General features: G+C 44.1%; 14 protein-coding genes. 3 read left to right on the top strand and 11 right to left on the bottom strand.

The window, feature by feature from the left end; genetic code table 11:
* Positions 1 to 21 precede the first annotated feature (21 nt).
* The 6 genes from AAEY79_RS08410 to ppsA all read right to left on the bottom strand — a co-directional run bounded on the left by AAEY79_RS08410 (position 22) and on the right by ppsA (position 5,668).
* A complete protein-coding gene (locus AAEY79_RS08410) occupies positions 22 to 246 on the bottom strand; it encodes a hypothetical protein (RefSeq protein ID WP_025653335.1) in 225 nt (74 codons plus the stop codon).
* Between the two features lie 488 nt (positions 247 to 734).
* Positions 735 to 1,250 carry a 50S ribosomal protein L9 gene (rplI, locus tag AAEY79_RS08405; RefSeq protein WP_101210960.1) on the bottom strand — a complete coding sequence of 172 codons (516 nt, stop codon included), beginning with the start codon at positions 1,248 to 1,250 and terminating at the stop codon, positions 735 to 737.
* Positions 1,251 to 1,270: 20 nt separating this feature from the next.
* Complete coding sequence (gene rpsR / locus AAEY79_RS08400; RefSeq protein ID WP_025653340.1) at positions 1,271 to 1,501, bottom strand: 30S ribosomal protein S18; 231 nt, start codon at positions 1,499 to 1,501, stop codon at positions 1,271 to 1,273.
* A 16-nt stretch (positions 1,502 to 1,517) separates the two neighbouring features.
* A complete protein-coding gene (gene rpsF / locus AAEY79_RS08395) occupies positions 1,518 to 1,922 on the bottom strand; it encodes a 30S ribosomal protein S6 (RefSeq protein WP_025653341.1) in 405 nt (134 codons plus the stop codon).
* Positions 1,923 to 2,157: 235 nt separating this feature from the next.
* On the bottom strand, positions 2,158 to 3,144 hold the full coding sequence (locus AAEY79_RS08390; protein ID WP_227502416.1) for an RDD family protein: 987 nt from the start codon (positions 3,142 to 3,144) through the stop codon (positions 2,158 to 2,160).
* 139 nt (positions 3,145 to 3,283) lie between these two features.
* Complete coding sequence (gene ppsA, locus AAEY79_RS08385; RefSeq protein WP_025653345.1) at positions 3,284 to 5,668, bottom strand: phosphoenolpyruvate synthase; 2,385 nt, start codon at positions 5,666 to 5,668, stop codon at positions 3,284 to 3,286.
* Between the two features lie 621 nt (positions 5,669 to 6,289).
* Between ppsA and AAEY79_RS08380 the strand changes: the two genes are divergently transcribed.
* The 3 genes from AAEY79_RS08380 (at position 6,290) to sthA (ending at position 9,433) form a co-directional block, all read left to right on the top strand.
* A complete protein-coding gene (locus AAEY79_RS08380) occupies positions 6,290 to 7,186 on the top strand; it encodes a pyruvate, water dikinase regulatory protein (RefSeq protein ID WP_025653347.1) in 897 nt (298 codons plus the stop codon).
* A gap of 117 nt (positions 7,187 to 7,303) precedes the next feature.
* Positions 7,304 to 7,711 carry a DUF4377 domain-containing protein gene (locus AAEY79_RS08375; RefSeq protein WP_101210957.1) on the top strand — a complete coding sequence of 136 codons (408 nt, stop codon included), beginning with the start codon at positions 7,304 to 7,306 and terminating at the stop codon, positions 7,709 to 7,711.
* A gap of 78 nt (positions 7,712 to 7,789) precedes the next feature.
* The gene (gene sthA, locus AAEY79_RS08370; protein WP_227674794.1) at positions 7,790 to 9,433 is read left to right on the top strand and encodes a Si-specific NAD(P)(+) transhydrogenase; all 1,644 of its coding nucleotides are present in this window, start codon (positions 7,790 to 7,792) and stop codon (positions 9,431 to 9,433) included.
* Positions 9,434 to 9,703: 270 nt separating this feature from the next.
* On the opposite strand, the gene AAEY79_RS08365 is transcribed toward sthA, so the two are convergent.
* The 5 genes from AAEY79_RS08365 to AAEY79_RS08345 form a co-directional block, all read right to left on the bottom strand.
* Positions 9,704 to 10,900, bottom strand: a complete 1,197-nt coding sequence (locus tag AAEY79_RS08365; protein WP_201606648.1) for an ABC transporter permease — start codon at positions 10,898 to 10,900, stop codon at positions 9,704 to 9,706.
* Positions 10,900 to 12,210, bottom strand: coding sequence for an ABC transporter permease (locus tag AAEY79_RS08360; protein WP_025653351.1), 1,311 nt, complete (start codon positions 12,208 to 12,210; stop codon positions 10,900 to 10,902). The genes AAEY79_RS08365 and AAEY79_RS08360 overlap by 1 nt, the downstream gene beginning before the upstream one ends.
* Before the next feature lie 3 nt (positions 12,211 to 12,213).
* Positions 12,214 to 13,413: an HlyD family secretion protein gene (locus AAEY79_RS08355; RefSeq protein WP_025653352.1), complete on the bottom strand. Its 1,200-nt coding sequence runs from the start codon at positions 13,411 to 13,413 to the stop codon at positions 12,214 to 12,216.
* A 63-nt stretch (positions 13,414 to 13,476) separates the two neighbouring features.
* Positions 13,477 to 14,340, bottom strand: a complete 864-nt coding sequence (locus tag AAEY79_RS08350; RefSeq protein WP_025653353.1) for a YihY/virulence factor BrkB family protein — start codon at positions 14,338 to 14,340, stop codon at positions 13,477 to 13,479.
* 130 nt (positions 14,341 to 14,470) lie between these two features.
* On the bottom strand, positions 14,471 to 16,195 hold the full coding sequence (locus tag AAEY79_RS08345; protein WP_025653354.1) for a TolC family protein: 1,725 nt from the start codon (positions 16,193 to 16,195) through the stop codon (positions 14,471 to 14,473).
* Between the last annotated feature and the right edge of the window lie 346 nt (positions 16,196 to 16,541).

Below are 16,541 nucleotides of genomic sequence, written 5' to 3'. Positions count from 1 at the left end.
TACTCATAAATGAGCGTTTTATTAAGCTATCTTATCGAACCAAGCTTTTTTGCTTTGAGCAGTCATAGAATCGAAGCTGACATAAATACCTTTATCATCTAAAGTCGCATACCAATGATCGTCATTGCTACCCGTTAATAATTGAAAGTATTTATCATTAACGATCCGACCTACCGTATAGGTTTCACCTTCTAAATAAAAGTCATTACCTTGTGTGCAAAGTAACTTATCGTTAGTGCTTATCATATGATCCTGTCTTATCTATAAAAAAGATAGAATTATAATATCAACTTAATCAGTGACAATAAAGAGGCTTTCATAGGGAGTATCTTATTGTTAAGTATATGTTTTTAGGTTATTTGTTGCTGAATACTATCAACATAGACTTTGGTATGACAAAGAAGATTTGAATGCGGGTTTTAGTCAGATATCAGCTGTATGAGGATCGCATCGTTATGGTTGCTTCATCTCTATACTATTAAGAAAACAAAGGAAAGGACAAAAAAAGCCAGCAACATAAGTTACTGGCTCTTTTTTAGACTTGAACTAGGGTGTGTCTTCAATTCACTCGATAGTCATCTAAATGGGCTAAAAATGGCTAAATCTTGCCAAACATCGTCAAATAACTGGTTAATATCCTGATATTATCTACGCTATTTTTCTTGTTTGACGGCAATTTATCTCATTTTTATCGCCATTTTTGAAATGAAGACACGCCCTAGATATTTTGAAGATTACTCTTCAGAATAGTTTTCGTTCTCGTCTTGTGCTTCGTCTTCTTCAGCTGAATCTTCGTTATCACCATCTTCAGAAAGAATGGTCACTAAGATGCTAGCAGTAACGTCATGGTGTAGTTGAATATCAACATTATATTCACCAATTTGACGTAAAGTGCCTTCAGGTAGCTTGATTTCAGCACGGTCTACTTCTAGACCTGAGTTAGTCAATGCTTCAGCGATATCGCGAGTACCGATAGAGCCAAATAGCTTGCCTTCGTCACCTGATTTAGCACGCATGATAACATTAACATCAGTCAATGCATCAGCACGTTCTTGAGCGATAGCGACTTCTTTAGCTTCTTCAGCTTCAAGCTCAGCACGACGTGCTTCGAACTTTTCAATGTTAGCTTTAGTAGCAGGTAGTGCTTTGCCCAAAGGGATAAGAAAGTTACGTCCGTAACCTGGTTTTACATCGACAGTTTCACCGAGTTTACCAAGGTTGACGATACGCTGTAACAAAATAATTTGCATGAGTCACTCCTAGTTAACGGTTAACCCTGATGGTTGTCAGTGTACGGAAGTAGCGCAAGATAGCGAGCTTGCTTGATAGCAGTCGCCAGCTGACGCTGGTATTTAGTAGACGTACCGGTAATGCGGCTTGGTACGATTTTGCCATTATCACTGATGTACTGTTTTAGCAATTCAACATCTTTATAATCGATGTGAGTGATGCCTTCAGCAGTGAAACGGCAGAATTTGCGACGGCGATAGAAACGTGCCATGAGTATTCTCCTTTAATTAGTCTTCACTGTTGTCGTTGTCGTCATTATCGTTTTCACGACTGTCTGGACGACGAGTAGTTGCTTTGCGTGCGCGTTTTTCATCGGCATTCTTGGCTAACTGCGACTCTTCAGTGACAGCGTCGTCACGGCGCATAACTAGGCTACGAATGATCGCGTCGTTATAACGGAATAATTCTTCAAGTTCAGCTAAAGTCTCACCGTCAGTTTCAACGTTGAAAAGAACGTAATGAGCTTTGTGGATTTTGTTGATCGGGTAAGCCAGTTGACGACGGCCCCAATCTTCTAGACGATGGATAACACCGCCATTGTCTTGAACCAACTTGATATAGCGTTCGACCATGCCGACCACTTGGTCGCTTTGGTCTGGGTGTACAATTAACACCAGCTCGTAATGTCTCATTTGGACTCCTTACGGATTAGTAGCTATTAACCCTATGTTAATAGCAAGGAGATTTATAAGGTAAACTCATTCTCATAGAGAGAGGGTAAGCTTAGGTTATAAAGCGCCATATTATAGCAGTAGTCAGGCACGAAAACAAAGGTTAATACGCGACTACTGCTAATAAACGAAAAAAGCAACGGCTAAGCGCTGCTTTTCTCATAGCATCTGTGTTTTTAAGGTGCGATATTTTTGACTATTTTACTTTTGGTTGTTTGACCAATTGACTGCTATCCGCTTTTACCACTAAGGTTTTGGCAAGTTTGTCATGCCAACCGATGTTTTGCGGGCTTTTAGACGCCATATAATAATGAATGGCAACAATCACAAAGCCTAAGAAGCTGGTGAATGAAAACAATAAGTTGTAAATGATAAACAACAGCAAAGTACGCGTACCGATAAGCTTAAGAAAAGAAGGCAAGCGGTGCGTGTTCTGATCCACTACCCGAATACCCGTAATCAGCTTACCTAATGATTGACCACGCAAAGTGATAAATATCAATTGTAGCGCAAACAAACCAAAGACCATGACTTGCGATATCATCAATGTGCTACTAGGAAGACTCTCCATCAGCGTCATCGAATATTGATAAGCGGTGTCCATATCTTGAATATTTTGGAATTTGCTATAATCCACATCCATTTTGGTCAATGCCAACACCAGTGGAAAGATAGCTAATAGGTATAATAAGCCATTGAGTGCAGTCGCCAATACGCGCGACATAATAGGCGCAAGCACCACATTGCCAACGACTTTGTCTTTGGCTGTACTTTTCTTATTGGTAGCCGTTTTATCTAATGACACGTTATTATGCGGTGTATGATGACGGTTGCTTGTCATATCTACTTTCACATTTTTAGCGTTATCTTTTGGACGTTCAGGCTTGCCATATAGTCTGTCTAATGACACGCTTTTTCCGTCTTTAGCGCTGCTGGTTTCAGCATCTTCGGGAAACACGGTGACATTATTGATAATAGAGTCATTAACTTCAGGGCTGCTGATATTGGCAGGTCGATACGCCCGTTGGTTATTGGTTAAATTGCCAACTCGCTGCCATTGGTCTAAGCCGTCGTGCCAGATCAAATCATCCAGCAAAACCTCACCAGATGTCAGCATAATATTGAGCTGATCCAAAGTGTATGGACCGGCTTGTACGTTATTTCGAGCTAGGAAAATCTGCATAATTGCCTGCATAGTTAGTCATATATTAAGTCGCTACTGTAAGACATAGTATTAGGGTCTATTCAAGATTTTTCAAATAGACCCTAATGGTTGTATCTTCAATGACTGTGTGAATTACCGCTGTGACTTAAGTTACGGCTTACTTTGCTTCTTCACCAGCTAAGAAGAACCACGTATCTAATACTGAATCAGGGTTCAATGACACTGAGCTGATACCTTGCTCCATGAGCCAGAACGCAAGATCTGGATGGTCTGATGGGCCTTGACCGCAGATACCGATATACTTATCAGCTTTGCGGCAAGCATCAATCGCCATAGACAGTAGTTTCTTAACAGCAGGGTCACGCTCATCAAATAGATGCGAGACGATACCTGAGTCACGGTCAAGACCAAGCGTTAACTGGGTCAAATCGTTTGAGCCGATTGAGAAACCATCGAAGTGTTCTAAGAACTCTTCTGCCAATAGCGCGTTGGTTGGTAGCTCACACATCATGATAATGCGTAGACCGTTTTCACCACGTTTCAGACCATTTTTCTCGAGCAACTCAATCACTTGAGCGGCTTCATCAACGGTACGCACGAATGGAATCATAATCTCGACGTGGGTCAGACCCATCTCGTCACGTACGCGCTTAAGGGCTTTACACTCAAGCTCAAAGCAATCGCGGAAGTTGTCAGAGACGTAGCGGCTAGCACCACGGAAACCAAGCATTGGGTTTTCTTCTGATGGCTCGTATAACTTACCACCCAACAAGTTAGCGTATTCGTTTGACTTAAAATCTGACATACGAACGATAACGGGCTGATCCATAAATGCTACAGCTAGCGTTGAGATGCCTTCGACCAATTTATCAACATAGAAATCAACTGGTGAGGCATAACCTGCGATACGCTCATTGATTGCTTGTGATATTTCACGTGGCAAGCTGTTCATATTTAGCAAGGCTTTTGGATGCACACCAATCATACGGTTGATGATGAATTCTAGACGTGCAAGACCAATACCTTCGTTCGGCATTTGGGTGAAAGAGAAGGCGCGATCTGGGTTACCAACGTTCATCATAATCTTAAAGGCAAGCTCTGGCATAGATTCAACAGAGTTGGTCTGTATTTCAAAATCAATCTGACTCTCGTAGATAAAGCCGGTGTCACCCTCAGCACAAGAAACGGTGACGTCTTGACCATCAACCAACAGTTCAGTGGCATTACCACAACCAACGATAGCTGGAACACCAAGCTCACGCGCAATAATAGCGGCGTGACAAGTACGACCACCACGGTTGGTGATGATGGCAGAGGCACGCTTCATGACTGGTTCCCAATCAGGATCAGTCATATCTGAAACTAAGACATCGCCATCTTGGACTTTGTCCATCTCATTTAAGTTGCTAACGATACGTACTTTGCCCGCACCAATGCGTTGACCAATTGAGCGGCCTTCACACAAGATTTTTGCATCAGTTGTATTGATGATATAGCGTTCCATGACATTGCTGTCTTGGCGGCTTTTTACGGTTTCTGGACGGGCTTGAACGATAAAGATTTCATTGGTATCGCCATCTTTGGCCCATTCGATATCCATCGCTTGACCGTAATGCTTTTCAATGGTCATTGCTTGCTTGGCAAGTGAGGTCAGCTCTTCGGTAGATAATGAGAACTGCATACGATCTTGTTTTTCGACATCGACGGTTTTGACAGATTTAGTCGTGCTGCCTTCGTCACCATAGATCATTTTCTTATGTTTGCTGCCTAGGTTACGGCGAATAACCGAAGGCTTGCCATTGGCTAGCAATTTCTTAGAGATATAGAATTCATCTGGGTTCACCGCACCCTGTACGACCATTTCACCTAGGCCATAGCTTGAAGTGATAAAGACGACTTGATCAAAGCCACTCTCGGTATCTAGGGTGAACATCACACCAGCGGCGCCAGTTTCTGAACGTACCATGCGTTGTACAGCAGCAGATAGCGCAACGCCTTCATGCTCAAAGCCTTTGTGCACGCGATAAGAGATAGCACGGTCGTTATAAAGAGACGCAAAAACTTCTTTAATCGCGATTAGGACGTTATCAATGCCGCGAATGTTTAAAAAAGTCTCTTGCTGACCGGCAAATGAGGCATCTGGCAAATCTTCGGCAGTCGCAGAAGAACGTACAGCAACGGCGATGTCTTCGCCGCCACTCATGGTTTCGAATGACTGACGCACTTCTTGCTCTAGATCGCTTGGCAGCTCTTGCTCAATAATCCACGTACGGATTTTTTTACCCGTAGCAGCCAGCTTATTCACATCATTCACATCTAATGTTTTTAGCTCGCTATTGATTTTGTCAAGTAAGCCTGTTTCTGTCAAAAAGCGATTGAACGCATTTGATGTGGTGGCAAAGCCGCCTGGAACGCTGACACCCAAATCAGATAAATGGCTGATCATCTCGCCAAGCGAGGCATTCTTGCCACCGACCATCTCAATGTCGTCTTTTCCTAGCTGATCAAGATTGATTACAAGTGCTGTAGATTGCGCTGCCATGATAACTCCAGAAAATAAGGTTATTTAGTAAAGATTATAACGGTCGATTATACCCCTATATTTAAAGAATTTCGAGACCTTGAACCAAAAAATTCGTCAAAAAGATACAAATTGTCGGGATTGCTACATAATTTATGGCAGCCGCCTGAGTATTTTACTTTTGAGATCCCTCTAAAATTTTAATATTACTGGCATAGCAGGGTGTCATTATGGTTATTTAAATGTCTAAAAATGAGTAAATGCTGGCCAAAATCGCTTTTACCGTTTTCATACTTATATTTTTCATACCTATATATAAGACACAATCTATAGAATATAAAACACAATCCATAAAATATAAAACACAATCCATAAAATATAAAGTTAGGTTTTATATAGTCGATGAATAAAATCATGCAGCGCAATACAGACCGTAAAGGCGCGGGTGTGTCACTGTTTGCCGACAACATTGATTTCTATTGAGCCGCTATTATGCGTATAATGAAGCGTGCAATGACTTGCATAAATAACCTAACAAATAATTAAAATAGTAATATTGATTAAAAGACGAGCAAAAAGCGACAAGCTAACTCTAGGCCACTATTAGGGTTTTAACCGAGGTGTTAAAGAGGTGTTAAAGTTATGTACTCAAGCAATCTATCCGAACAAGATAAGCCCACGATTCAAAATCATGATGCGTTAAACTTAGACAATTCACAAACCATAAGAAGTGCGTTTTTTATCTCTGATGGTACGGCTATTACGGCTGAGACCCTTGGACGCGCTATTTTAAGTCAGTTTGCTTCAGTGCCTTTTGAGACCCGCGTGCTGCCCTATGTTGATAGCTTAGAGCGGGCTGAAGATGCCGTTGAGCAAATCAACATGGCTTATCAGCGCGATGGTGTGCTGCCTTTGGTGTTCGATACCATTGTCAGCCCTGAAATTCGCGAAAAAATTAACTCAGCAACCAGCTGTAATCTAGACATGTATGAGGGTTTGATTGGGCGTGTCGCTGAAGAGACTGGGGTAGAGCCAGACGGACATTCAGGTCATGCACACGATGATGTCGACTCTGAGACTTATAAAGAACGTATCGACGCGGTTCATTTTGCCTTGGATAATGATGATGGCGCACGTACGCGTCATTATAATGCTGCTGACATCATTTTGGTGGGCGTGTCACGCTCGGGTAAAACCCCAACGTCATTATACTTAGCCTTACAATTCGGTATCCGTGCGGCCAATTATCCGTTGACCGAAGATGACTTGTACGACAACCAATTGCCAAAAGCATTGCGTGAGCACAAAGACAAATTGTTCGGTCTGCTTATTGATACCGATCGTTTGGTCAAAATTCGTCAAGAGCGCCGTGCTGGTAGTCGTTACTCAAGCTATCAGCAGTGCCAGCAAGAGCAACGGGCGATACAAGGGATTTATATTACTCACGGTATTCCGAGCCTAGATGTCTCAGAGATGTCGGTGGAAGAGATTGCCACGCGTATCTTACAGATGACGGGTCTTAAACGCCGTATTGGCTAACGCTAGCGGCTGGTCATACGTCAGCGTTGACCAAAAAAATTTGTACCACTTTATATATGACAGTCTCATTTAAAACCATTTCACTTAAAACCATGCCTTTATCATATAGAGAATATTATGAGTTCACCTTATAAGTCTAGAAAGACACCTTTATTACTTACTAGCCTGTTGTTAAGCGCGGCTACTTTGCTTAGTGCTTGTCAGACGTCACCATTTGCACGCGAGCCGGTACCTGAGCCACGTTATATTCCAACTATCGTGTTAGGTGAAGCGCAAACGCTTACCGTGATGCCAAATCGTGTGGCATGTGCTTCGGCCTTACCGATGCAGTGCCTGCTGGCTAAATCGAGCAAAGATGGTAGCGTGTTTCAGATTCCTTATGATTGGATCGATGATTTTAAACCAAGCCTTGGCACTGAGTATGTGATTAGCGTGCGTCCACAAATAGATGAAGGCAAGCAAAGCTTGACAGGGCATTGGACATTGCAAAACATCCTATCACAACGTATGGTGGGCACTCTTTAGCAGCATGACCATGGCTCATCTAAGCAGTGATTCACTCATAGCCTACAGACAGATAAATAAAGAAATAAAGAGGACACGATGGGAAGCAAAAAACCAAACGACGCTACCAATGATATCGGTGAAGACATTCATACTGAAGTGTCTAATAAAGAGAGCGGCACAGCGCCGACGCCTGAACGCACAGAAGGGCAAAACAAAAAAGAAAAAATTGAACAAACGCATGAGCAAGTCAACGATGACATCATGCACCATCCTGACTTAGTCAATCCGCTAGACGATACCCGTATTGATGTAAAGTCAGGCTTTACCAAAGACTCTGAGCGTATCAAGGGTGATAAGCATCAGTTTGAATATGATGCGGTGGTATTGGGCGCAGGTCCCGCTGGTGAAGCGGCTGCCATGAAGCTTGCTAAATCAGGCAAAAAAGTTGTAGTCATCGATCCACGTGAGCAAGTCGGGGGCAACTCTACTCATGTCGGCACGATTCCGAGTAAAGCCTTACGCCAATCGGTATTTAACTTGATTAACTTTCGCCGTGATCCGATGTTTACCAAAGCGATGGAGTATCATCAAGTACCGCTAAATAAGGTGCTCGCCAACGCCCGCAAAGTGATACGCAATCAAGTCAGTACCCATACCCGCTTTTATGAGCGCAATCAGATTGAAGTGATTCATGGCTGGGCAAGCTTTACCGACGCGCATACCATCCGTGTCGAACTCGACGAAAATGTCTTTGAAACCGTTACTTTTAATAAAGCCATTATTACGGTCGGTAGCCGTCCTTATCGGCCAGAGATTTTAGACTTCAATCATCCACGCGTTTTTGACTCAGATAAAATCCTGCAAATGGATTATGTGGTCAAAAAAATCATCATCTATGGTGCTGGGGTCATTGGCTGTGAGTACGCCTCTATCTTTACTGGTCTGGGCTATAAAGTCGACTTGATCAACAATCAGAGCAAGCTACTCAGCTACTTAGACAGTGAAATCAGTGATGCGCTAGCGCATGACTTTAGACAATTTGGCGTTCTGATTCGCAACAACGAAGAGATCGATCATCTTGAAACTCACAATGATTGTGTCATTTTGCACTTAAAAAGTGGTAAGAAAATCAAGTCTGATGCGATCCTTTGGTCTAATGGTCGCTCAGGGAATACGGAAGGCTTAAAATTAGAAGCTATCGGCTTAGAAGCCAATAGTCGTGGTCAGCTAAAAGTGGATGATACCTACCGTACTGATATCGAAAATATCTATGCGGCTGGCGATGTGATTGGCTGGCCATCTCTGGCTTCTGCCGCTTATGACCAAGGTCGCTGTGCGGCAGCCTTTATGGTTGGTGATAGTGACGCAGAGCCAGTCTCAAGCGTCCCTACTGGTATTTATACCATTCCAGAAATCTCTAGTATCGGTAAGACCGAGCAGGAGCTAACGGATGAGCAAGTCCCTTATGAAGTAGGACAGGCTTTCTTTAAGCATCTAGCCCGTGCTCAGATCATCGGTGAGCGCACAGGCGTATTAAAGATACTATTCCACCGTGAGACCCTTGAGATATTGGGGATTCATTGCTACGGCAACCATGCCTCAGAGATTATCCATATTGGGCAGGCGGTCATGAAATGTAATAATACTCTTGAGTATTTCGTTAATACGACCTTTAACTATCCAACGATGGCAGAGGCTTATCGCGTCGCGGCACTCAATGGTCTTAACCGCGTTTTCTAAGCGGTAATAAAAACTGAGTTCATAAGTAAGAAAGCGCCTAACTATAATGTAGGCGCTTTTTTTATGTGTTATGGCGTGTCCTCATTTTAAAAATGGTGATAAAAATGAGGTAAGTTGCAGTCAAACAAGGAAAATAGTGCAGATAATATCGATACATGATGCACTGCTGATATCCATTTTTCTTGCTTGCTGTGCCTGCGCAGACAGAGGCTGCAAAAAATCGATATCAGCAATACCGTTGTGTTTTTAGGATATTTTGACTGTATAAAGCTATAAGGCACTTATTTTTTGTGAGGTGCGCCAGCGAAATAGCAGCAGTAATGCAAAGTAAAATGCCCACAAGCCTGCCAGCGCATAAAAGCTCATAGCGACTTGAGCGATACTCGCGCCCATTTGATTAAGCTGCACAGAGGTATTGATAGCGGGGGTAGTCGGTATCAACCAACGTACAAACTGCAGTATTTCTGGTAGTTGGTCGGCAGGCCAAGGATAGCCACTGATAAAAAATAACGGTAGCGAGCTAAAGATTAAAATTTGCAAACTGCGCTCACGTTGCCGGAACCATAGTCCGAGCAAGCAGCCAAGTGTCGCGACGGTCGGACAAAATAATAGCAAGAATAACAAACTGCCAGCCATGTTTTGTCCGCGTGTATAATGATGTAGCTCAAACGCCCAGCCATAATAAAAGCAGCCGATGATAAAGCTTAGCGTGCTGAGCGCAGCAATACGTCCAAGCCAGCCGCGTATCGTAGTCCTGTGGCGGCGCTGCTCATACCAAGTACCGATCAGCATCGCAGTGGCCATGAGTAACGTCTGCTGCAAGATAATAATGGATACCGCTGGCACTACGTAAGCACCATAACCTTCGGTTTGGTTATATAAAGGAATAATCTGTAGCGGTACGGCTTGGGTGTTTTTGGCAGCGGTAGGCGAATACGCGCCTTTTGCCACGTTTTTTTTCACTTCAATGCCAGCGGATACTGTACTGACCGCTTTTAAAAATCCTAACTGTACGTTTTTATTTAAAATAAAATAACCACCATTACCCAGTACGCTCACGCTAGCCGCTTTACCCGATAGCACTTGCTGTTCAAGGCCACTGGGTATAACCATGTAACCGGCGATTTGATCCGACCATATGGCCTCAATGGCATCTTGCTCATTGACAAAGCGCTGGGTATTTAATTGCGGGCTGGCACTCGCATAACGGACAATTGTCCGAGATAAGTTGCTATTGTCTTTATCGATAATACCAACGGGTACGTGATTGACTACTTCAGTGGAATACGGCCATGGATAAAAGAAGCCATAAATAATAGGGGCGATAATCAACATCAAAACCACGCCTTTATCGGTAAAGATGTCTTTGAGAGTCTGTAAAAAACTGCCCAAGAAGCTCTGTGACGATGACAACGTGGCTGATTGCGCAGGCGTCTTTAGTGGCTTGTTTTTCGGTAATGATGACATTAGCGTGCTCCCCAACGTTCAGGATGTGCCAGTGCGCGTTTGCTTAACACAGCAGTCAGACCCATAGCAATAATGGTCGCTAGTGTTAGTCCGTAAATGATTGGCAGCGATATGGCAACAGGGGCGTTCATCTGTAATTGGGCGATATGTAGTTTTAAATAATGGGTGAGCGGTAGGGCATTTGACCAGTGCTGGGCGCTATCACTAATGGCGATATAAGGAAAAGTGACGCCTGCAAAAGCGTAAGAAGGTGCCGAAATAAAGCCTGTAGATGACAAGCCCATGCGCAACGAAAATGAGCCTAAGGTAAATATGGCTCCCAGCCAAAATGACAGCATCATCAGTAATACTAGACCGATATAAGTGACAATAATTGAAGCGAGAGCGACCGCTTGTTGCGGCGTGGCGAGCCATAGCGCCAATGCGGACCAAATACTGTAAGCCAACATCGGCCAAAAATATTTGCCTAATAAGCCAAATACTAGGACGGCAATACTCACTTGCTGAGTTTTTTTGATCGCTGCTAATGGTTTGGTTGCATCGCTACGGCTTTGCTTATGGTCTAGTGTAGAGACTGTGTCACTGTCTACGAGTGCCGTCAAATCGGGTCGACCGGTATCAATAAAAGTGTACCAGCGTCCGATGCGTCTATCCCGCAACTCGCGTCCAATCGTCGTTGCGCCAATAACCATCGCCAAAATATGAAGCAGCGCAGGAATCACGGTGGAGGCTAAGAACTGCTGATAATCGGTTGCCGCATTAAACAAACTGATGCGCTGAATACTGATTGGTGAGTAAGCAATCGCCGCTTGCGAGGGTGCCATGCCTTGTTTAACCAACCGCTGTATCTCAACGCCAGCAGATAAGGTACCAGCGACAGACTGAACGCTTTTTTGAATGATACCCGAGTGTGTACCATACTGGGCATTTACTTGTAAAATCAGCGGTGCTGGTTTGCTAGACAAAATATTACGCGAAAAATCCTCAGGGATAATCACGACTGCATAAATATCTCGTTGCAGGATTGCCGCTTCAGCAGCGGCGGGCGAGTGATAAAGTTGTCTGACAGTGATATCAGGACTGGCCTCAAGGTAGCGCACAGCGGTATTGGCAATCGGGCTATTGTCTTGATCAATTACCCCAATCGGCAAGTTGGTAATTTGCGTTTGCGAAAAAATCCACCAAATCAGCAGCACCGTGACCAAGGGTATCCAAATCACCATGGCAAAATCCCAAGGATTTTTGGCTAAAAATCGCCGCTCGTACACGGCACTACGTACAAAAGCATCCCTGAGCTGAGCTTTACGCATGGCTTACTCTTGGCTCTGATTGGCAGCGGTTGGATTGATACGGACGATGACACTCATTCCCGAACGAATCCGCGCATCAGGTTTGCTCGGTCGCGCCTTGACCTCAAAGGTACGTACATCAAAGCCATCATCATTATTGGTGGGTCGCCACGTTGCAAAGTCAGACAATGTAGACGTTGCATAGACAGTAAACTGTTTGCTGTAAGGCTTGTCCGCTGATGATAATGCGGGAATAGTACCGGTAAATTGCTGACCAATGGCAAACTGGTTCAAATAGGTTTCAGTGACATTCAGTACCACCCATTGATCGTTGGTATTGACCAACGTTAATAGCGGTACACCTTGACCAATAACTTCACCGGCACTGACTATTACGTTATCCACGATACCAGCAATCGGGCTTTTTAAGTTGGCTTCTTTTTTTGCAGCCAGTGCCTCGTCTAACTGAGCATCGACTTGCGCCACTTGGGCGCTAGCGGCAGATTTGTCTTCACTGCGCGCACCTTCCATTGCCAAGTCGTACTGCAAACGTGCGGCCTCGGTTTGATCTTGGGTTGCAAGATACTGGGCATAAGCTTCATCGCGCTTCTGTCTTGCCATGAGACCTTCTTCATAAAGGCGATTGACACGCTGATAGGTATTTTCTGCCAAGTCAGAGGCCGCTTTATTGGCTTGCCACGCCGCCTTTGCTTGGGCAATCTCTTGCGGACGTGCGCCATTTTCGGCTTTGTCCAGCTGACTTTGTGCCATCTGCTTACCAGCCTCAGCCTGATTAATCTTTGCATTAATCTCAGGCGAATCCATCTCAATCAATTGCTGGCCAACCGTCACCTCATCCCCTTCAGTGACCATAATCTGAGCGATACGCCCTGGTACTTTTGCAGCGATGGAGGTTTGCTGCATTTGCATTTGCCCTTGTAGGGTAATGATGTCAGGTTCGCTGCTTTGGTTACTTTTATACAAACCATAAGCGATAACGCCTAAGGCAATCAGCACGAATAAGGCAAGCAACGCCTTTTTTATCATGGCCGACTTGTCAGATTTAGGATTATCACGATAAGTAGGCGTTGCCTGTTCTGGTTCCACGTCAGGTATGTCTTCTGCAGAATCGACTGACGGCTGATCATTATGAGACAGCGTTGACTCATCAGTCGAACCAGTTGATTTGCGTGAGTCGTCTGATTCGTTTGGAAATTCAGTCATGACAGTGAGATTCCTAAAGCAATAAAGTTGAGAGTGAAAAGGGTAGGGTAAAGTCGTTTTGACCTAGTACACTCGAATAGCATAAGGCTTGGCGTTTTCTATGGTTTCAAAATTAAAAATAGCACCAAAAGCGACAATAAATGCTGAGTAATAAAGCCACAGCATAATGACTACCGCTGCTGAAAGTGCACCAAATTCAGCGCTATAGTTATTAAAGTTTTGCACATAAATCGAAAATAACACAGACAATAGAATCCAGAGAACGGTAGCTAAGGCAGCGCCTGGCACTAGATTTTTTAGCGCTACGGCGTCACGGTTTGGCGCAAAACGATATAGGCTTAAGAAGCTTAAGAATATAATACTAGCCAATATCGGCCATCTACTCCAAAGCGCAATGGTCTTAGCGATTTGCGGAAAAGGAAAATAAGCCGCCGCCAAAGGAATAATAGCGATAGAGGAGATGGCTATAATCAAGACCACAACGGCAGCAAAGGTTAAACTAAGTGCTCGAATGGTGCCCTGTATAAAGCTGCGCTCTTGAGTGATATGAAAGGCAATATTAACTAGGATAATTAAGGATTTTATGCCTTTGGAGCCTGCATACAGGGCTAGTAGCGTCGATACAATCAAACCAAAAGTCAGTTTGGATGCGGTGTTCGAAGCCAGCTCGCTTAAGCGTGAATTAAGAATCTCATAGACAGACTCAGGGATAAACGGACGTAAAAGTGAAATCTGCTCTTGCATCTCAACAGGTGAAAAAGCGAGACCATAAAGCAGTACAAACACGGCCATTGCTGGAAAAATAGATAAAAAACCAAAAAATCCTACGTTCGCGCAATGTGCCCAAACATTAGAATTGTTTGCTATACGCCATGTTTGAAGCAAGTGCGGTAGCCAATGGGTTACTTTAAAAGTCAGTTTTTTCATAAAACGCTTATTCACAGTAGAGCTAGGGTTAGTAGTATCGTAAGGTCAGTAACAATATAGCCATTAGCCATTTAATCATCATCAGCATAAGCGCTTATCAAAACGCTCTATTACTCATCACACGAGATTATTATTCACTATATAAGGTAGGTAACTGAATATCTGCTGCATTAAGATAGGCGTTAAAGGCCAGTGGCGTTCCGCAACTTTGCATAAGGGCGGCAAGCGCTTGCACATAACTGTTGGCTGCCTGAGCTTGTTCAGTTCGTGCTTTGAGAGACTGGGTTTGTGCTTGCACCACGTCAACCGTTGTATTTACGCCTTCTTGAAGACCTAACTGACGCAAGCGCAATACTTCTGCTGCCAAGTCAACATTGCTCTGTAATGCCTGATAACGTGACTGGGCATTATTGACATCGTGCCAGTTTTTTTCGACCAGCAGTAGTAAATTGTCACTGACTTCAATTTCAGAAAGATCTGCTTGGCGTATTTGTGCATTGCTTGATGCCAATGATGCTGTTTTATCGAGTCCGCCCCATAGCTTCCAAGTGGCAGAAATACCAGCGACCCAACTGGGATCTTTTTCGACTTGTCCGTAGCCGTATAGCATGACGGTCGGCTTGTAACCGGTATCTGATAGCGCATGCAGTTGCTGAGCCTGTGCGCGTTTGGCGGCGACTTTTTGTAACCCCGGATGATTGCTAAGTGCCAAGTCTTGGAAGTAGCTCACATCAGGTAGGGGGCGACTGGAAACAAACAAAGGCGTCGTCGGTTTGATACGATAGTCGGTACGCAATAACCGCTGCAAAGCAATCATCGCAAGGCGAGCATCGTTATTGGCATTGACGGATTCGCTTTTGGCATCGGCTAAGGCAGACTGCGCTTCTAGGCGATCCACACGTGAGATAAAACCTTCTTCAAACAGGCGCTGCGCCATATGGTCGGTCTGCTGCAAGGTATCATAAGCATCTTCACGCAAGTAGGCGGCAATGATGGCGAGCTGCGCCTTAAAATAGCGCTCAATCAAGGTGTTATAAAGCTCGTTCTTATCGAGTAGGCTATCTGCGACCGCTTCTTGGGTGCGGGCATCGGACGCGCCTGTTAACGCTGTTGTCCGCCCAGCAGTATAAATAGGCCAAACAACGCCAATACCTGCGCCCGTCGTTGAGCCTGAACGATTAAAATCATAAGAATTTGGGAGGCGTTCACCGACCAATTCACCAAAATTTGGCAAATCTGTGGTTGGCGGAGCGGGGATAACGTCATCGACGCCATTATTGATCTCATTGACGATGCCGTTTTTGAGCGATGATAAGTCAATGTCTTCTTCTACATGGTAGGCACTGGCCGATACGCGGGCGAACACCAATGGGTTGTCTATGGTCTTGAGGGCATCAGTTTGAAATTGACTGGCAGCAATAGCGGCTTCATTGGCCGCAAGCTTTGGCGAGACTTGTAATAAGATGTTTTGCGCCTGCTCAAGACTTAAAAAGCTAGAGACTTCTAAAGGGTAGCTATTATCAACCGCTTTGTGCGTGATGGGATCTATCAGTGTGGTTAAATTGCTTTTCTGCTCAATGCCTTTTAGCTCAATGCTTTGGTTATGAATAGTCGTCGCAGTGTTATTGACTACAGATTTATTATCTGCTGGCGCGATGGTATTGGTCTGGACGGCTGCCGTATGGCCAGTCTGCAATGGATTGTCAGCGTCAACGATTTGGGTTACCGTGACTGCTGGCACGTCATTCTGTGGCTCAACGTCATCCACGTTAGCGCTTACTGAGGTGGCGACGGACATCCCCATGAGCATAACCGTAATCACAGCAGTAGACAGAGTTGATAATGCAAATTTCATAAGTCACATAAGCCATTAATTAGAATGCAAAGTTTTTTAAAACAACGCGCTATATTCAGCATTTTGATCGATCACACAATAGCGTCGTTACGCTATTATAAACTATCCGGCAGCCAGCAAATTAATAGCGCTCGAATAAATTTTAAGCAAAAAACATGAATAAAATACGAGAAAAAAGATGAGGATAAATAATAACTGAAATATTGTTGTACGTAATACGAAGCACACTTTAGAGCCACAACCGTGACGGGTCAAGCCTCAGTATCTTGCCGTCGTCTATTGTATAATCAGTGCTGATGTGATAAAGAAATGATTTCGACTTTTATCATAGCGTTATTATTTATTT

The organism is Psychrobacter sp. GW64-MNA-CIBAN-0177 (genome assembly GCF_040309585.1).
Classification (GTDB): Bacteria; Pseudomonadota; Gammaproteobacteria; order Pseudomonadales; family Moraxellaceae; genus Psychrobacter; species Psychrobacter okhotskensis.
Note: the sequence above shows the minus strand (reverse complement) of the source record. Positions and strands in the feature narration are given on the sequence as shown.

Coding starts and splice junctions, on each gene's coding strand:
- AAEY79_RS08410 (WP_025653335.1), bottom strand. CDS start 246: ATGATAAGCACTAACGATAAGTTACTTTGCACACAAGGTAATGACTTT.
- rplI (WP_101210960.1), bottom strand. CDS start 1,250: ATGCAAATTATTTTGTTACAGCGTATCGTCAACCTTGGTAAACTCGGT.
- rpsR (WP_025653340.1), bottom strand. CDS start 1,501: ATGGCACGTTTCTATCGCCGTCGCAAATTCTGCCGTTTCACTGCTGAA.
- rpsF (WP_025653341.1), bottom strand. CDS start 1,922: ATGAGACATTACGAGCTGGTGTTAATTGTACACCCAGACCAAAGCGAC.
- AAEY79_RS08390 (WP_227502416.1), bottom strand. CDS start 3,144: ATGCAGATTTTCCTAGCTCGAAATAACGTACAAGCCGGTCCATACACT.
- ppsA (WP_025653345.1), bottom strand. CDS start 5,668: ATGGCAGCGCAATCTACAGCACTTGTAATCAATCTTGATCAGCTAGGA.
- AAEY79_RS08380 (WP_025653347.1), top strand. CDS start 6,290: ATGTACTCAAGCAATCTATCCGAACAAGATAAGCCCACGATTCAAAAT.
- AAEY79_RS08375 (WP_101210957.1), top strand. CDS start 7,304: ATGAGTTCACCTTATAAGTCTAGAAAGACACCTTTATTACTTACTAGC.
- sthA (WP_227674794.1), top strand. CDS start 7,790: ATGGGAAGCAAAAAACCAAACGACGCTACCAATGATATCGGTGAAGAC.
- AAEY79_RS08365 (WP_201606648.1), bottom strand. CDS start 10,900: ATGTCATCATTACCGAAAAACAAGCCACTAAAGACGCCTGCGCAATCA.
- AAEY79_RS08360 (WP_025653351.1), bottom strand. CDS start 12,210: ATGCGTAAAGCTCAGCTCAGGGATGCTTTTGTACGTAGTGCCGTGTAC.
- AAEY79_RS08355 (WP_025653352.1), bottom strand. CDS start 13,413: ATGACTGAATTTCCAAACGAATCAGACGACTCACGCAAATCAACTGGT.
- AAEY79_RS08350 (WP_025653353.1), bottom strand. CDS start 14,340: ATGAAAAAACTGACTTTTAAAGTAACCCATTGGCTACCGCACTTGCTT.
- AAEY79_RS08345 (WP_025653354.1), bottom strand. CDS start 16,195: ATGAAATTTGCATTATCAACTCTGTCTACTGCTGTGATTACGGTTATG.